Source organism: Alteromonas sp. KUL42 (assembly GCF_006538325.1).
Taxonomy (GTDB): domain Bacteria; phylum Pseudomonadota; class Gammaproteobacteria; order Enterobacterales; family Alteromonadaceae; genus Alteromonas.
In genome coordinates, this window is sequence record NZ_BJKK01000002.1 from 286,717 (window position 1) to 301,489 (window position 14,773).

The 14,773-nt window shown below is 43.1% G+C and carries 10 protein-coding genes; 8 read left to right on the forward strand and 2 right to left on the reverse strand.

Translation table 11 applies throughout. From position 1 onward, the window contains the following. Positions 1–3 precede the first annotated feature (3 nt). The 5 genes from EYR97_RS04110 to EYR97_RS04130 all read left to right on the forward strand — a co-directional run bounded on the left by EYR97_RS04110 (position 4) and on the right by EYR97_RS04130 (position 7,144). Positions 4–1,071: a homocysteine S-methyltransferase family protein gene (locus EYR97_RS04110; protein ID WP_131092557.1), complete on the forward strand. Its 1,068-nt coding sequence runs from the start codon at positions 4–6 to the stop codon at positions 1,069–1,071. 8 nt (positions 1,072–1,079) lie between these two features. After that, entirely contained in the window at positions 1,080–3,704 is a 2,625-nt protein-coding gene (metH, locus tag EYR97_RS04115; RefSeq protein WP_131092558.1) for a methionine synthase, read from the forward strand. Between the two features lie 9 nt (positions 3,705–3,713). Then, the gene (locus tag EYR97_RS04120; protein ID WP_131092559.1) at positions 3,714–4,307 is read left to right on the forward strand and encodes a DUF938 domain-containing protein; all 594 of its coding nucleotides are present in this window, start codon (positions 3,714–3,716) and stop codon (positions 4,305–4,307) included. Positions 4,308–4,391: 84 nt separating this feature from the next. Beyond that, entirely contained in the window at positions 4,392–4,676 is a 285-nt protein-coding gene (locus tag EYR97_RS04125; protein ID WP_131092560.1) for a pyrimidine/purine nucleoside phosphorylase, read from the forward strand. A 446-nt stretch (positions 4,677–5,122) separates the two neighbouring features. Then, complete coding sequence (locus EYR97_RS04130; RefSeq protein WP_131092561.1) at positions 5,123–7,144, forward strand: methyl-accepting chemotaxis protein; 2,022 nt, start codon at positions 5,123–5,125, stop codon at positions 7,142–7,144. 27 nt (positions 7,145–7,171) lie between these two features. Here the strand turns inward: EYR97_RS04130 and EYR97_RS04135 are convergent, their stop codons facing one another. Both EYR97_RS04135 and EYR97_RS04140 read right to left on the reverse strand, forming a co-directional pair. Beyond that, positions 7,172–8,068 (reverse strand): LysR family transcriptional regulator, encoded by an 897-nt coding sequence (locus EYR97_RS04135; RefSeq protein WP_131092562.1) that lies wholly within the window; start codon positions 8,066–8,068, stop codon positions 7,172–7,174. 150 nt (positions 8,069–8,218) lie between these two features. Further along, the gene (locus EYR97_RS04140; protein ID WP_131092563.1) at positions 8,219–9,163 is read right to left on the reverse strand and encodes a hydrogen peroxide-inducible genes activator; all 945 of its coding nucleotides are present in this window, start codon (positions 9,161–9,163) and stop codon (positions 8,219–8,221) included. A 187-nt stretch (positions 9,164–9,350) separates the two neighbouring features. Here EYR97_RS04140 and EYR97_RS04145 point away from each other — a divergent pair, with 187 nt between their 5' ends. From EYR97_RS04145 to EYR97_RS04155, 3 genes are all read left to right on the forward strand, one after another. Further along, positions 9,351–10,004 (forward strand): carbonic anhydrase, encoded by a 654-nt coding sequence (locus tag EYR97_RS04145; protein ID WP_131092564.1) that lies wholly within the window; start codon positions 9,351–9,353, stop codon positions 10,002–10,004. Positions 10,005–10,015: 11 nt separating this feature from the next. Next, positions 10,016–11,653, forward strand: coding sequence for a SulP family inorganic anion transporter (locus tag EYR97_RS04150; protein ID WP_131092565.1), 1,638 nt, complete (start codon positions 10,016–10,018; stop codon positions 11,651–11,653). Between the two features lie 357 nt (positions 11,654–12,010). Continuing rightward, the gene (locus EYR97_RS04155; RefSeq protein WP_131092566.1) at positions 12,011–14,440 is read left to right on the forward strand and encodes a TonB-dependent receptor domain-containing protein; all 2,430 of its coding nucleotides are present in this window, start codon (positions 12,011–12,013) and stop codon (positions 14,438–14,440) included. Positions 14,441–14,773: the final 333 nt, after the last annotated feature.

Sequence of the window (14,773 nt, forward strand, 5' to 3'; positions counted from 1 at the left end):
CACGTGAGTCAACATACACGCTCTAATGCAAAAACAGTGCTTGCTGAAGCAGCCGAAAAGCGCATTCTTATTTTAGATGGTGCAATGGGCACCATGATCCAGCGACATAAGTTGGAAGAGGAAGATTATCGCGGTGAACAATTTGCTGATTGGCATTGTGATGTTAAAGGAAACAACGATTTATTAGTAATAACTCAGCCTGATATTATCTACCAAATACACTGCGACTACTTTGAAGCGGGTGCCGATATCATAGAAACCAACACATTTAACGCCACTACCATTGCAATGGCCGACTATGATATGCAGGCACAATCGAGGGATATTAACTTAGCAGCAGCCCGTTTAGCACGAAAGGCTGCCGATGAATATACAGCGAAAACACCAAATAAGCCGCGATTCGTTGCAGGCGTCCTTGGCCCAACTAATCGCACTGCTTCTATATCACCAGATGTGAATGACCCCGGCAAACGCAACGTTACTTTTGATGAGCTTGTCGAAGCGTATTGTGAGTCAACAGAGGCATTAATTGAAGGTGGCGTAGATTTGATTATGCTTGAAACCATTTTTGACACACTAAACGCCAAAGCGGCTGCTTATGCGGTAGAGAGTGTGTTTGATAAGTTGGGCAAAAGCTTGCCCGTTATGGTATCAGGAACAATTACTGATGCTTCCGGTCGCACATTGTCGGGGCAAACCGCAGAAGCGTTTTATTACTCTATGCGTCATATTAACCCGTTCTCATTTGGCTTAAATTGCGCATTGGGCCCAGATTTATTGCGTCAGTATGTTGACGAGGTAGCTAATGTTAGTGAGTGCTTAATTTCCGCGCATCCAAATGCTGGTTTACCTAACGAGTTTGGTGAGTACGACATGGAAGGCCCTGAAATGGCTACGCACCTCAAAGAGTGGGCAGAGTCTGGCTTAGTAAATATAGTTGGTGGATGTTGTGGTAGTACGCCTGACCACATACGCAGAATAGCCGATGCGGTAGAAGGTGTTGCACCTCGAAAAGTACCAAAATTTGAACCCAAAATGCGTCTGTCAGGCCTAGAGCCGTTTGTACACTAGGAGGACTTGTGAGCGCAGAATTTTCAACATTTATTAATATTGGTGAGCGCACCAATGTTACTGGCTCTGCTCGATTTAAACGCCTTATATTAGATGGCGATTACGAAGCCGCGTTAGATGTGGCAAGACAGCAAGTAGAGAACGGTGCCCAAATCATCGATATCAATATGGATGAGGCCATGCTTGATTCCAAGCAGGCCATGACAACATTCCTAAACTTGATTGCCTCTGAACCTGACATTAGTCGCGTACCCATTATGATTGACTCCTCAAAGTGGGAAGTGATTGAAGCCGGGCTCAAATGTGTTCAAGGCAAGGCGATTGTTAACTCAATAAGCCTTAAAGAGGGTGAAGCGCAATTTTTAGATCAGGCCAAAAAAATCAAGCGTTATGGCGCTGCAACAGTGGTCATGGCATTTGACGAAAGCGGCCAAGCTGATACCCAAGCGCGCAAAATTGAAATATGCCAGCGCAGTTACGCGCTATTAACTCAAGAAGTCGGTTTTCCACCAGAAGACATTATTTTCGACCCTAACATTTTTGCTGTTGCCACAGGTATTGAAGAGCACGACAACTACGCGGTGGATTTTATCGAAGCGACACGTGTTATTCGACAAACCTGTCCGTACGCACATATATCTGGTGGACTTTCGAATATTTCTTTCTCGTTTAGAGGGAACAATCCCGTTCGCGAAGCAATGCACTCTGTGTTTCTATTCCACGCTATACGTGCGGGCATGGACATGGCCATTGTTAATGCTGGTCAACTGGAAGTTTATGACGAAATTCCTGCTGCACTTCGAGATGCCGTTGAGGACGTTATTTTAAATCGTCGAAGCGATGCAACTGAGCGTTTGTTAGACATTGCTCCTGAATATCAAGGTGATGGTAAAGCGGCTGCAAAAGAAGACTTAACGTGGCGGGAACAAACTGTAAACAAGCGTCTTGAACATGCGCTAGTGAAAGGTATTACAGACTATATAATCGAGGATACAGAAGAAGCACGTCAGCAGGCCGAACGCCCGCTACATGTCATTGAAGGTCCACTTATGGACGGTATGAATGTGGTAGGTGATTTGTTTGGTGAAGGTAAAATGTTTCTACCTCAGGTGGTAAAGTCGGCTCGCGTTATGAAAAAGGCAGTAGCCCATCTACAACCTTATATTGAGGCAGAGAAATCTGACGATGCCAAAAGCAACGGGAAAATCCTACTTGCTACGGTAAAAGGCGATGTCCACGATATAGGAAAGAATATTGTGGGTGTTGTACTTCAGTGTAACAACTTTGAGGTTATCGATTTAGGCGTTATGGTACCTGCTGCCACTATTTTGCAAGTGGCGAAAGACGAAAACGTCGACATGATTGGGCTATCGGGCCTGATCACACCTTCCCTTGATGAAATGGTCTACGTGGCAAAAGAAATGGAAAGACAAGGGTTTGATCTGCCCTTGTTAATCGGCGGTGCGACTACCTCTAAAGCCCATACTGCGGTGAAGATAGAGCAAAACTATCACGCCCCTGTTGTCTATGTTCCAAATGCGAGTAGAGCAGTAGGTGTATGCCAACGCTTACTTAACCAAGCTTCTCGTGATGTATTTGCGCAAGAATTGGCTAAAGAGTATGACACCGTTCGCGAGCAGCATGCACGTAAGAAGCCTCGCAGTAAGCCTGTGACAATTGAAGAGGCGCGCGCCAATGCATTTAAGCTTGACCTATCTGTAGCGCCAGTTACGCCTAACACATTAGGGGTTACACCTGTTACTGCTGATTTGTCGGTACTTCGAAATTACATTGACTGGACCCCATTTTTTCTAACTTGGTCATTAGCGGGTAAATACCCTCGTATTCTTGAAGACGAAGTGGTAGGTGAACAAGCGCAGTCATTGTTTGAAGATGCCAATGCCATGCTAGATAAAGTGATTAGTGATAACTCGCTTCAAGCTAAAGGCGTTATTGGTTTATTCCCAGCTAATAGGGTAGGCGATGACATAGAGATTTACGCAGATGAAAAGCGAGACAAGGTAAAAGGTGTTGCACATCATTTGCGTCAACAAACTCTTAAAGATAAGTTTGCGAATTACTGCTTAGCTGATTTTGTCGCTGAAAAAGACAGTGGTGTCACCGATTATGTTGGTGCCTTTGCGGTCACTGGAGGTATTGGTGAAGATGAACTTGCTGAGCACTATGCCAGTGCCGGCGACGACTATAATGCCATTATGGTAAAAGCGGTTGCAGACCGCTTAGCAGAAGCATTTGCTGAGTATCTTCACGAGCAAGTACGCAAGCACTACTGGGGTTATGCGCCCGATGAGTCTTTAACAAATGAAGAGCTCATACGGGAAAAATACCAAGGTATTCGACCTGCTCCAGGTTATGCAGCGTGTCCAGAACACACTGAAAAGCAGTTAATTTGGGATTTGCTATCAGCAGAACAACACACCGGTATGCAGCTGACTGAAAGCTATGCCATGTGGCCTGGTGCGTCGGTATCAGGTTGGTATTTTGCTCACTCAGATGCGAAATATTTTGCAGTTGCTAAAATTCAAGCCGATCAGGTAGAAGACTATGCCAACCGTAAAGGTTGGGCATTAGATGAAGCTGAAAAATGGCTTGGACCAAATTTAAGCGACTAGGGACTTTACGTGCAGGGTGTAGAAAAACCGTTTAGCCAAGCTTGTGAAAATAACAAACGTCCTATTCTGCAACAATTAGAAAGGGCGTTTGCAAGTCGCAAGCATATTTTAGAAATAGGCAGTGGAACCGGTCAGCATGCTGTTTTCTTCGCAGAGCATTTACCACATTTGATGTGGCAGACCAGCGACCAAGTGCAATACCATGGTGGGATCCATGCATGGTTATCTGATACTAACCTAGCAAATATCGGTGCACCGATTGAATTTAAGGTAGGGAACGATTCATTTCCTGCAATAAATGCAGATGGTGTATTTAGCGCCAATACAGCACATATCATGCAAAAAGAAGAAGCTAAATTATTAATGCACTTAGTTTCACAACACCTTCCTAAAGGTGGTGTCTTTTGCCAGTACGGACCTTTCACACAAAAAGGGCAGTTTAATTCTCAAAGCAATCGCGATTTCCATTTTAGCCTTTTAGAGCGAGGGTATGGCGGATATCGAGATATTGATGAGCTGATTGTGTGGGCACCCTTGTTGTCGTTAAAACGCATAGTCGACATGCCTGCTAACAATTATTTGTTAGTGTGGGAGAAAAAATAAAATACAGTTAGGGCTTAACGTAGTTCTCAAAATAAATAGGCTCTAATCAAAAATTTGCAGTTAAATTCATTACAGGAACAAGTTATGGCGTTTAAAGTAAATCATTATTTTGACAATCAGGTAAGCTCAATTGCATTTGAGTCTGCCAATGGGCCTTGTACATCAGGTGTTATGGCTGCGGGTGAGTACACATTTTCAACGTCACAAAAAGAGTTAATGAAAGTGGTTGAAGGTGAGTTGACGGTTAAATTGCCTGGCAGTGATAAGTGGCAAGCTTTTCCTGCTGGTACAAGCTTTAACGTGCCTGCGGACGCATCATTTGATGTAAAAGTTTCAGTAGCAACCGCTTACCTTTGCTTTTATAGCTAAGCCTTAAATCCCGATCTCCGAACTCTGCACCCAGAGATTAGCTAATCGCGTGTTGGCCTTTCTGTTTAGTTACTAAAATTAACGATGACAAGGTCGATATGCGTTGGTAACAGCCATTTTATTTTTTAGCCCAATAGCCCAAATACACTTCTTTTCATTACCTCAAATAAAGAAATTAAAAACAGTATTTTAAGCATAACTTACTGCATTTAAGTTTTTCTTAAGGGTGTGTTAACAATTTTGTGGCTTGTAAATTTGCACATATTATTTCAAAGTAAAGGTTGTGTGCTGATGCTTTTCATTTTTATTTGACCACAGCTTTTCGCTGTACGTTTTTCCGCTCAGCCCTATTACAAAAAACAATTATAAAGCTTACAAGCGAGCACATTTGCATGTCTTCTCTGACATCTCGCTTGATTGCACTAATAACAATAAGAGAAGTATCTATGAAATCCATTTCACTACAAAAAAAGTTCATGTTGATTGTTGGTGGAAGCATTGCGTTAATGCTTTTAGTTACCGCATTGTTCTTAGTAAATACGGTTGCAGATAATACCCGTACCCGCGTGGAGAAAGAAGTAAAAGCACTCGTTGCCCGTGAGGCAAATGACGTTGAAGGCTTTTTTGCTACCTATGGCGGTGTTGCTCGTGCGTTTTTAAGTAGTCCGTTCTTGCGAGATTTTTTTGAACAACACACTCAACGTGGAGCATCAGAAGCGCAACTTGCTGACGTTAAAACCATATACACTTTATTTGAAAACGTTAGCAACGACGACCCTGTGATTAAATCGGCGTTTTTTGGCTCTGCGCTAACGGGGGAATATTTTTATGAGGAAGGTCGTGTTGGTGTGGATACGTCAGGCCCAAGTGCAGGAGACCCAAATGCGGGTTACTTTGCGACGAAACGCCCTTGGTTTACCACAGCGGTAAATCGCGGTGAACTTTACGTGACACCGCCGGCAGTTGACTCGCAAGACGGCAGTGTTTCTGCGGTTGTACAGACTCCAGTCTACAAAGGGGGGCAATTACTAGGTGTTGGTGGTGTAGATATTCTCATTAGCACAGTAGGTAAGGTTATTGACGCCATTCGCTATGAAAAACAAGGCACTGCATTTTTACTCGATGAGAACCAAAATATTGTATATTTTCCAAAGCAATCTGTTGACCTTCCTTTAAGTTCACCGATTAGTGATTTTGATCGCGTATTTAAAGATTCAACAGGCTTCAAAACACTTTCCTCAAGCATTCAAAATAACCAATCTGGTATAGTGCACTTGACGTGGAAAGGCGAAGACTACGTGGCGGTGTTTGAACACGCTAAGCTTGACGTGCCGCAAATGAATTGGGCTCTTGGTATCCTTATTCCAGCCAGTATTGTTAACGACCCTATTAATAGTGCCATAACCACTGCAATCATTGTCGCAGCACTCATTATTGCGCTAATAGCGATAATTACATACATAGCCAGTGCCAAAATAACCCAGCCACTTGTAGAAATGCGAAATGCCATGTCTGAAATTGCTAATGGTGATGGCGATCTCACAAAGCGCTTGGAGGTTAAAAGTAAAGATGAAATAGGTGCACTTGCTGTTGAATTTAATACTTTCACCGATAAGTTGAGAGCGCTTTTACAAGACACGGCCAATAGCACTAAAGCGGTATCCGATGCAGCCGATCATTTGCGTGATGTAAGTAAGGCGACAAGTCGTGAGATTGATCAAGAACGCAGTCAAGTGGACAATGTATCCACCGCAGTGACACAGATGGCGGCGACAGTTGTGGAGATTTCAAAAAATGCAGCACATTCCAGCGAAGCTGCGACGAAAGCTGACAAATTGGTACAAAGTGGAAGCATACAAGTGCAAGAGGCGATGGAAGAAATTCGCGCTCTTGCTGCGTCTATCAGCGAAGGTGTTGAAGTTGTCAGTGGCTTGAGCAAAGAGTCAGATAACATTGGTGCAGTAATAGATGTTATTAATAGTATTGCTGAGCAAACGAACCTGTTGGCGCTTAACGCGGCAATTGAAGCGGCTCGTGCCGGTGAACAAGGGCGTGGTTTTGCAGTAGTGGCCGATGAAGTGCGTTCTCTTGCTAGCAGAACTCAAGAATCTACTACTGACATTCGCCGTATGGTTGAGCGTTTACAAACTATGGCAGAGCAGACTGATAATGTCATGCAACAAGGGAAGTTACACTCAGAGTCTGGCGTAGAGAAGACCGAGAAAGTAGTGATGACATTAGAAGATATTACACACTCCATTGGTCAGGTGCATGAACAAAGTACGCACATTGCGCTGGCGACCGAGCAACAAACTGAAGTTGCACAAGACATCAATAAATCATTGGTTGCTATAACGAACTTAAGTGATCGCACTAGTAAGCATGCTGGAGAGTTAGCTGACGAAGCAACACAGTTAAGTGCAGTATCTACCGACCTTAAAGATCTTGTTGGTCAGTTTAAAATATAGTTTATTTCGAAATCAAAGGGGCTAGGCTTATAGCCCCTTTGGATCATAATGCTTTGCCATTTCAATAAATTCGTCAACAAAGCCTAGTGTGTCAGCCGTCTTACGATGACCTAAATACAGCGTTTTGCGTATGCCCTTTTCCCCTAAAGATCGATAAGCGATAGACTCGAGAGAATCGTCTTCATCAATTAACCATTTCGGTAGTGCTGTAATACCTCTATTGGCGGCGACCATTTGTAGAATTATTTCGGTTGTCTCAATGGTTTTATGTTGTTTTACAGTGCAATTGGCTGGGGTAAGAAATTGACTAAAAATATCAAGGCGGCTTAATTCAACGGGGTAAGTGATCAGTGTTTGCTGCGCGAGATCCTGTGGTGTTAGAAAAGGTTTATCCATCAACGGATGAGACGCGTTCATCACGGCAACTTGTTCATAATCAAAAATCGGTGTGTAGGTAATGGTGTCTAATTGCAAAGGATCAGGTGTTAGTAATATATCTATATCGTATCCGTGAAGTGCTTGAAGCCCGCCAAATGAAAATGCACGCATAACATCTACATCGACATCGGGAAAGGCTTTCAAAAAGGGAGCGACAACTTTTAGTAACCATTCGAAGCAGGGATAACACTCCATACCAATACGCAGTATGCCCTGTTTACCTTCTGAAAAGCGGCGAAGCTGAGCTTCCGTATGCTCAAATTGGGGTAAGATCCGCTCAGCTAAGCCAAGTACACTCTGACCCGCTTGTGTGAGTACCAGCTTTCTTCCCTCTTTTTTCCATATCGCCACATCGTAGGTTAGTTCAAGCTTCTTCATAGCGTGGCTAAGTGCAGATTGTGTTAAATGTAGTGAGTTCGCAGCTTCAGTTACTGTACCGTGAGTGTCGATTGCTTTAATGATGCGCAAATGCTGTCTGTCGATCATATAGTATGAATAGAATTAATCAATTTTTCCTATATTAGCATTTTAATTCATGCATAAACTAATGGATTTCGCCAAATTGAATGTAGAGGGAATACTTCTTTAAGCATACGTTTATATTCAATCTAACCGAAATTAGGGCAAAATCAGGTTTTACGCTCTAGCTATTGATACTGCATCAGATAAGCGTGTTTGAATGATGTCTTTAATCAAGGATGATATCTCTCTGAATGTTGTTCTACCAGGTGCTGTGTTTCGCCACGCCAAGGCGTGCTGTCGTTCTATTGGCATGTTGGCAATTTCACATACATGCAGTGCTTCGGGCTTGTGTAGCTCAGAGTGTATGTATAACCCCGGCAAAAACGCCACACCCATTCCCATTACCACCATTTGTCGCAGTGTATCAAGGCTAGTACCTTCATAGTCCCGCTGTAAATCCGCACCAATGTTTTCGCAAATCAGTTGTACTTGGTGGTGAAAGTGATGCCTATCTTCCAGTGTAAGTACCTTTTCTCCTGCCAATTCCTCAGGGTGAACATATGCCTTACCGGCTAGCCTGTGATCTGAGGGGACAACAAATTTAAGCGGCTCGTAAAACAATGGCTGCGTAACAAGTTGTGAATTTTCGCCAGCTAAGGGAGTCAGGATAAGGTCGTATTCACCGTGAAGAAGACCATGCTGTAGTGCGTTTGGCGCCGCTTCGCGTACATAGAACCTAAGACCGGGTTTGAGTTTATGTAGATCAGGCAATACAAATGGCAACAAGTATGGCCCCAGTGTCGGTGGGATCCCTAAGCGATAGGTAACAACATTCCCTTCTGATAAATCTCTCGCTATTTCATTGAAACGTTGAGAGGATTGTAAAACCTCTTCAGCTGCCGGTAATAATATCTTTCCTTGGGGTGACAGCAAGGTGCCCGATCGTGAGCGTTCGAATAAACTAATATCCAAGGTAGTTTCTAATGCACTAATTTGGCTGGTCAGCGTAGGTTGGCTAATACCTAATATTCCAGCGGCTTGTCTAAAATTTAAATACTTGGCTACAGCTACAAAGTACTTAATCTGATTAATTGATGGTGCTTTGCCGTTAAATGGCATGTGCAAACTCTCTTTCTCTACTAGTCTTAGTTGTAGAAGTTATCATTGTTGATAGTAAATGGCTATCGCGAACTGGTGTATTAAACTATTGAGCTATTAACCTTACAATGTGGTTAACAATAATGAAACGTAGTTGTAACTAAAAATATAACTATAAGAATAACTATCAGATAGACAGGAGTGTGTTATGGATCACGTAATCTCAGGTGTGGCAAAGTTTCAAAACGAAGTTTTCCCTGATAAGAAAGCGACCTTTCAAAAGCTAGCCAATGGTCAAAACCCAGAGGTTCTTTTTATTACCTGTTCGGACTCACGGATTGATCCTAATTTAGTGACACAAACCGAGCCCGGTGAACTCTTTATATGTCGCAATGCGGGCAATATCATTCCTCCACATAGCAATGAAACGGGTGGCATGACAGCTTCAATAGAGTTTGCCGTCGCCGCGTTGGGCGTTGAACACATCGTCATTTGCGGCCACACTGACTGTGGCGCAATGAAAGGGGCAATTAACCCAGAGGGATTAAGTTCACTTCCCCACGTTAAAGAGTGGCTTGGGCATTGCCGGGTGGCTACTGAAGTGGTTAAAGAGCGCTGTGGACATAGCGAACTTACAATTGATGATTTAGAAGCGGTTACCATGGAGAACGTGGTACAGCAACTTCAGCATTTGCGCACGCACCCTGCTGTTGCGGCAAAGATTGCTACAGGGCATGTAAAGCTACATGGTTGGGTTTATAACATAGGTACTGGTGAAGTGCTTTGCTACAACAATGAAAAAGGCGAGTTTGAAAACATGGATTTAAAAGCCGCCGAAGCACGACTCTCTCAGAAAAAGTAAGGGGAAGTCTTATGATTAAAGTTAATCTTTCTAACTTACGAGGTGATTTTACTGGTGGTCTCACTGCTGGCATTGTTGCTTTGCCATTGGCACTTGCACTTGGTGTAGCCTCTGGATTAGGACCTATGGCCGGGCTTTATGGTGCTATCGCAGTAGGTTTTTTTGCTGCCTTGTTTGGTGGAACACCAGCTCAAATATCTGGTCCAACTGGCCCTATGGTAGTTGTACTTGCAGGGCTTTTTGCTAGTTTATCAGGCGACGCTAGTCTTATATTCACCGCTGTTATACTGGCGGGTATCTTCCAAATAGTGTTCGGTTTCTTAGGTGTAGGCCAATACATACGTCTTGTACCGTATCCTGTAATATCGGGCTTTATGTCGGGGATTGGTGCAATTATTATTATTCTTCAAGTGGGGCGCTTACTCGGCCATGAGCCACCTGGAGGCACAATAGGCGCGCTTACTTATCTTCCAACTGCCTTAGCAGATATTAACTTCGCAACACTTGCTCTGGGTGTAGGAACATTGATCCTTGCTTATAAATGGCCACCTTTTTTAGGTAAGTTTGTACCGGGCGCTCTTGCTGCCTTGATAATTGGTACACTGGTAAGTTTGGCTATGTCGGTGCCTGTACTTGGTGACATACCTACGGGACTTCCAAGCTTGCATTTGCCTGTTTTTGATCAAAGCAAAGCACTACTTATATTAGAGGCTGCTTTCATACTGGCTGTACTTGGAGCAATCGATAGTTTGCTAACGTCATTGGTTGCAGACAACATGACCCGTACTCGCCATGACAGTAACAAAGAACTTATTGGCCAAGGTATAGGAAACACTTTTGCTGGCTTAATTGGCGGTATCGCTGGTGCAGGTGCAACTATGCGTACTGTAGTGAATATTCGCAGCGGTGGTAAATACAACCTGTCTGGTATGGTTCACGCCCTTGTACTTCTGGCAATTGTTCTTGGTTTAAGTCCATTAGCTGCGCAAATACCTCATGCGGTTTTGGCCGGTATCCTTGTAAAAGTGGGCTTAGATATCATTGATTGGAGTTACCTAAAACGTGCTCATAAAGGCCCTCGTTGGGACTTTGGGTTAATGCTTTTAGTACTAGCTCTTACCGTGTTTGTTGACCTAATTACAGCGGTTGGCGTAGGTGTGGTTTTTGCAGCGCTTGCTTATGTTAAACAAATTGCACAATTGCAAATAGAGGAGCTTAAGAAAATACCAGAAGCATTGGACGACCCAGAAAATAATGCACTATTGGAATCAATGAAAGGCAAAGTCTCGATTTTTAGCTTCGGTGGCCCTTTGAGTTTTGGTGCTGCAGCCGACGTAGGGCATCACGTTCGGGAGCGAGTAAAGCCTGGTACTAAATTTACCATATTGGATTTCTCTCGAGTGCCTACTATGGACGTCTCTGCGGCGATGGCAGTAGATACGGTGACATCAGATGCTCTTTCCGCAAGGCGTCAGCTAATTATTTGCGGTGCCAATGAAGCTGTAAATCAGGTGTTGGAGGGTGTAAATGAAGCGCATCCTGGCATTCCAAATTTCGCTACATTGCATGAAGCGTTACTCTTTGCAAAAAAGCAAGTAGCCGGGACTGATAGCAAACACACAAGCTTTCAAGCCGCAGAGCAATTATAGTTTTAACTTTCACCTCCTCCTTTTTGTGCCCTCTATTATGAGGGCTTTTTTTTGCGCGTATGAAATTGTTATACCAATCCGCATAGGAGTCTACCCTCTCAGAGTGAGTAAACTTCTACACGGACTGGTATTATCGGTACGGCACACCATGTGCTAGTCCAATTGTTATGTCTGCCTTTATCAGTAAAAACTCAGCATCTCACTGATTGTTAAAAAGAAAAAAGCATAGATCTTTTAAGTTCTATTGAACAGTTTTGTCATTTTTTATTAATTGATTGTTCAATTAAACTTAATTTAGCTGTAACAATACGTCTCTACCTTTGCGAGTCACATTACATACTACTAAATGGAACTCACATGGTATCACTCAACAAACTTTCTCTTGCGGTACTTACCGCGCTTACTTCTATGTCCTTGACGCAACAAACAAGTGCTATGGCGGAGGAAGCGAATGTAGAAAGTGAACAGCGCATTGAAGAAATTACTGTTGTTGGACGTAGCGTGTCTTATGCCAATAACGCCACAAACGAAGATATGTTCAAGCAACAAGCAAATTTAAGTAGTGTCTTGGCTGCGGTAGACAATCTTCCTGGTGTTTTGATTAATGAAGGAGATACTTTCGGTGCTGATGATTGGTCAACTTCTATTGTGATCCGTGGTTTTCAAGTTAATTTAAATGAACAACAAATAGGTATGACGGTAGATGGAATTGCTAACGGTAATTCTAATTATGGTGGTGGCGCTAAGGCCAACCGCTATATTGATACTGAAAATGTTAAAGGTATAGATGTATCTCAAGGTACTGCAGATATTGCATCACGTTCTCATGAAGCACTAGGTGGTACGCTTAATTTTACGACAATTGACCCATCAATGGAGCAGGGCGTCGTGGCAAGTGTAACAGCAGGTGAATTCGACGCTTCAAAATACTATTTGCGCTACGAGACGGGAGAAATATTTAAAGATACCTATGCTTGGATAAGCCTTTCAAGCCAAGAAAGCTCTGATTTTATGCAACAGGCTGCAGAAAATACTCGAGACCATATTGCAATGAAGTTCATTTCAACGATAAACGATGTTGCATTAACTGGGTACGCTTCTTACGACGATACTCATGAAGATAACTATCAACGAATTTACGGTTTAGCACAATATGCGCAAAACCCCGATTGGGATCAATTGACAAGTGAGTGGACAGGCATTCCCTATCAAGATCAAGCTTATCGAAGAGGGTGGTCTACTTTACGCGAAAACCTATTTGCATATTTGCAGGCAGATTTCAGCGTAGGTGCTGTCGACGTTACGGCAAATGGGTATTATCACAGAAATGAAGGCAGAGGTGATTGGGTGCCTCCGTATATTGTTGACGTTACCAACGACGGTGATGCAGGTCACTCAGAACTTATTAACGGTAATACAGCTATAGGTGGCTCGGCATTAGGGCAGCTTTATTTTGTTGATAGAAACGGTCAGCAGCTAAGCCCTATTGAAGGTTGCCAGAGTGCATTGACGTTTCCATACGGGGGAGCTGGCGCCGAATATGATCCTGGATGCTATGAACAAGGTGCAATTCCTGTAGGCTCTTATCGTCATACGCATTACGACAAACAGCGTATTGGTTTTAATGCCGATGCTATTTGGTACACTCAAATTGGTGAATTTGATAACACCATGCGTTTTGGACTTTGGTGGGAAGACTACGAACGTGATGAATCGAGAGACTGGCATAAAATCACTAATTCTGCCGTGAGTTTTGATTTCAATAATACACCTTATTGGATCCAGTACGACCGTACTTTCCCTGTAGATACACTTATGTATTATGTTGAAGATGAATTAGACTTAGGCCTAGCTCGCGTTCGACTGGGAGCAAAAAAATTCAATGTTGAAATAGCTAAAACTGATCATTTTGACTCGGGCAATAATCTGGATGTGAATACAGATTCTGATACCCTGTTTTCTGCTGGTTTAGTTGCCCCACTTTTTGTTGATGGATTAGAAGTGTTCGCAGGCTACGGCGAAAACTTTGCAGCAATAAAAGATGCACAGCTAGAACGCGATGATGCTGATTTACGATTCATAAAGCCAGAGACCGCTGATAATATTGATGTGGGCTTTCGCTATTCATCGACAGGTCTGAACGCAAGTATTACTTACTACAATATCGAGTTTAATGACAGGATCCAATTCACCAGCAATGAAACATCCACTGGAATTGACTTCTTAGAGGCTGCGGCTGGTGGTTATAGAAACGTAGGTGGTATCAAGTCGAGTGGTTTAGAAATTTCTGCTGACATTATGCTAACCGACGAACTTTCGCTTTTCACTTCTATAACATTGAGTGAATCTGAATACATTGCAACAATTGGTGGAACTGGTACTCAGTATGATTCATTAGCTGACGCTGAAGCCGCGATTGCTGATGAGAATAACCCTGAAACAAGTCTTGTGGCTATTGAGGGGAGCACTGTAATTGGTACCCCTGATACAATGGCAGTTCTAAGTCTTGATTGGTCTCGTGATAACTATTTTGCTGGTATTTCGACCAAGTACGTCGATAGTCGTTTCCTCGATATTTATAATGCATCTCAAGTCGATGACTACATTGTAAGCGATCTATATATCGGGGGCTTTATCCAAAACATTGGTCAGGGAGTAGATGAGCTTGAAGTTCGTTTAACGGTCAATAACCTGTTTGATGAAGATTATGCGTCAACTATCGCGCCTGGCGCATTTTGGATAGGAGCACCAAGGGCAGTAGCCTTAAATGCACGTTTAAGTTTCTAATCGGGATAAAATGCCTGTGTCGGAAACACCCGTCACAGGCATTATTTTATCGGTTTGGAGTAATGAAGTACCCAAAGTTGGAATGCAGCCAATTAGAAAAAACAATTAATTGAAGCTGCTTTGATAGATGGGTTTTGGCTACGTTATTCGTTAGGCGGTGCAAGTGATGGTGACTTTTCCGAAGCCGTTGTCAACGTGAAGTACGTCGTTCGAGATATTATCCATCAATATAGCATCTAGAGCGAGCGTACCGCAAAGGTCAGTAAAGTACATTAAAGGTACGGAGTGTGCCGTCTGTACTACTTTTCTGAGGGGAATCTTTATACTTCACAG

Excerpts from the sequence above, each read along its gene's own strand:
- EYR97_RS04125 (WP_131092560.1), top strand. The coding sequence starts at position 4,392 with ATGGCGTTTAAAGTAAATCATTATTTTGACAATCAGGTAAGCTCAATT.
- EYR97_RS04130 (WP_131092561.1), top strand. The coding sequence starts at position 5,123 with ATGAAATCCATTTCACTACAAAAAAAGTTCATGTTGATTGTTGGTGGA.
- EYR97_RS04135 (WP_131092562.1), bottom strand. The coding sequence starts at position 8,068 with ATGATCGACAGACAGCATTTGCGCATCATTAAAGCAATCGACACTCAC.
- EYR97_RS04140 (WP_131092563.1), bottom strand. The coding sequence starts at position 9,163 with ATGCCATTTAACGGCAAAGCACCATCAATTAATCAGATTAAGTACTTT.
- EYR97_RS04145 (WP_131092564.1), top strand. The coding sequence starts at position 9,351 with ATGGATCACGTAATCTCAGGTGTGGCAAAGTTTCAAAACGAAGTTTTC.
- EYR97_RS04150 (WP_131092565.1), top strand. The coding sequence starts at position 10,016 with ATGATTAAAGTTAATCTTTCTAACTTACGAGGTGATTTTACTGGTGGT.
- EYR97_RS04155 (WP_131092566.1), top strand. The coding sequence starts at position 12,011 with ATGGTATCACTCAACAAACTTTCTCTTGCGGTACTTACCGCGCTTACT.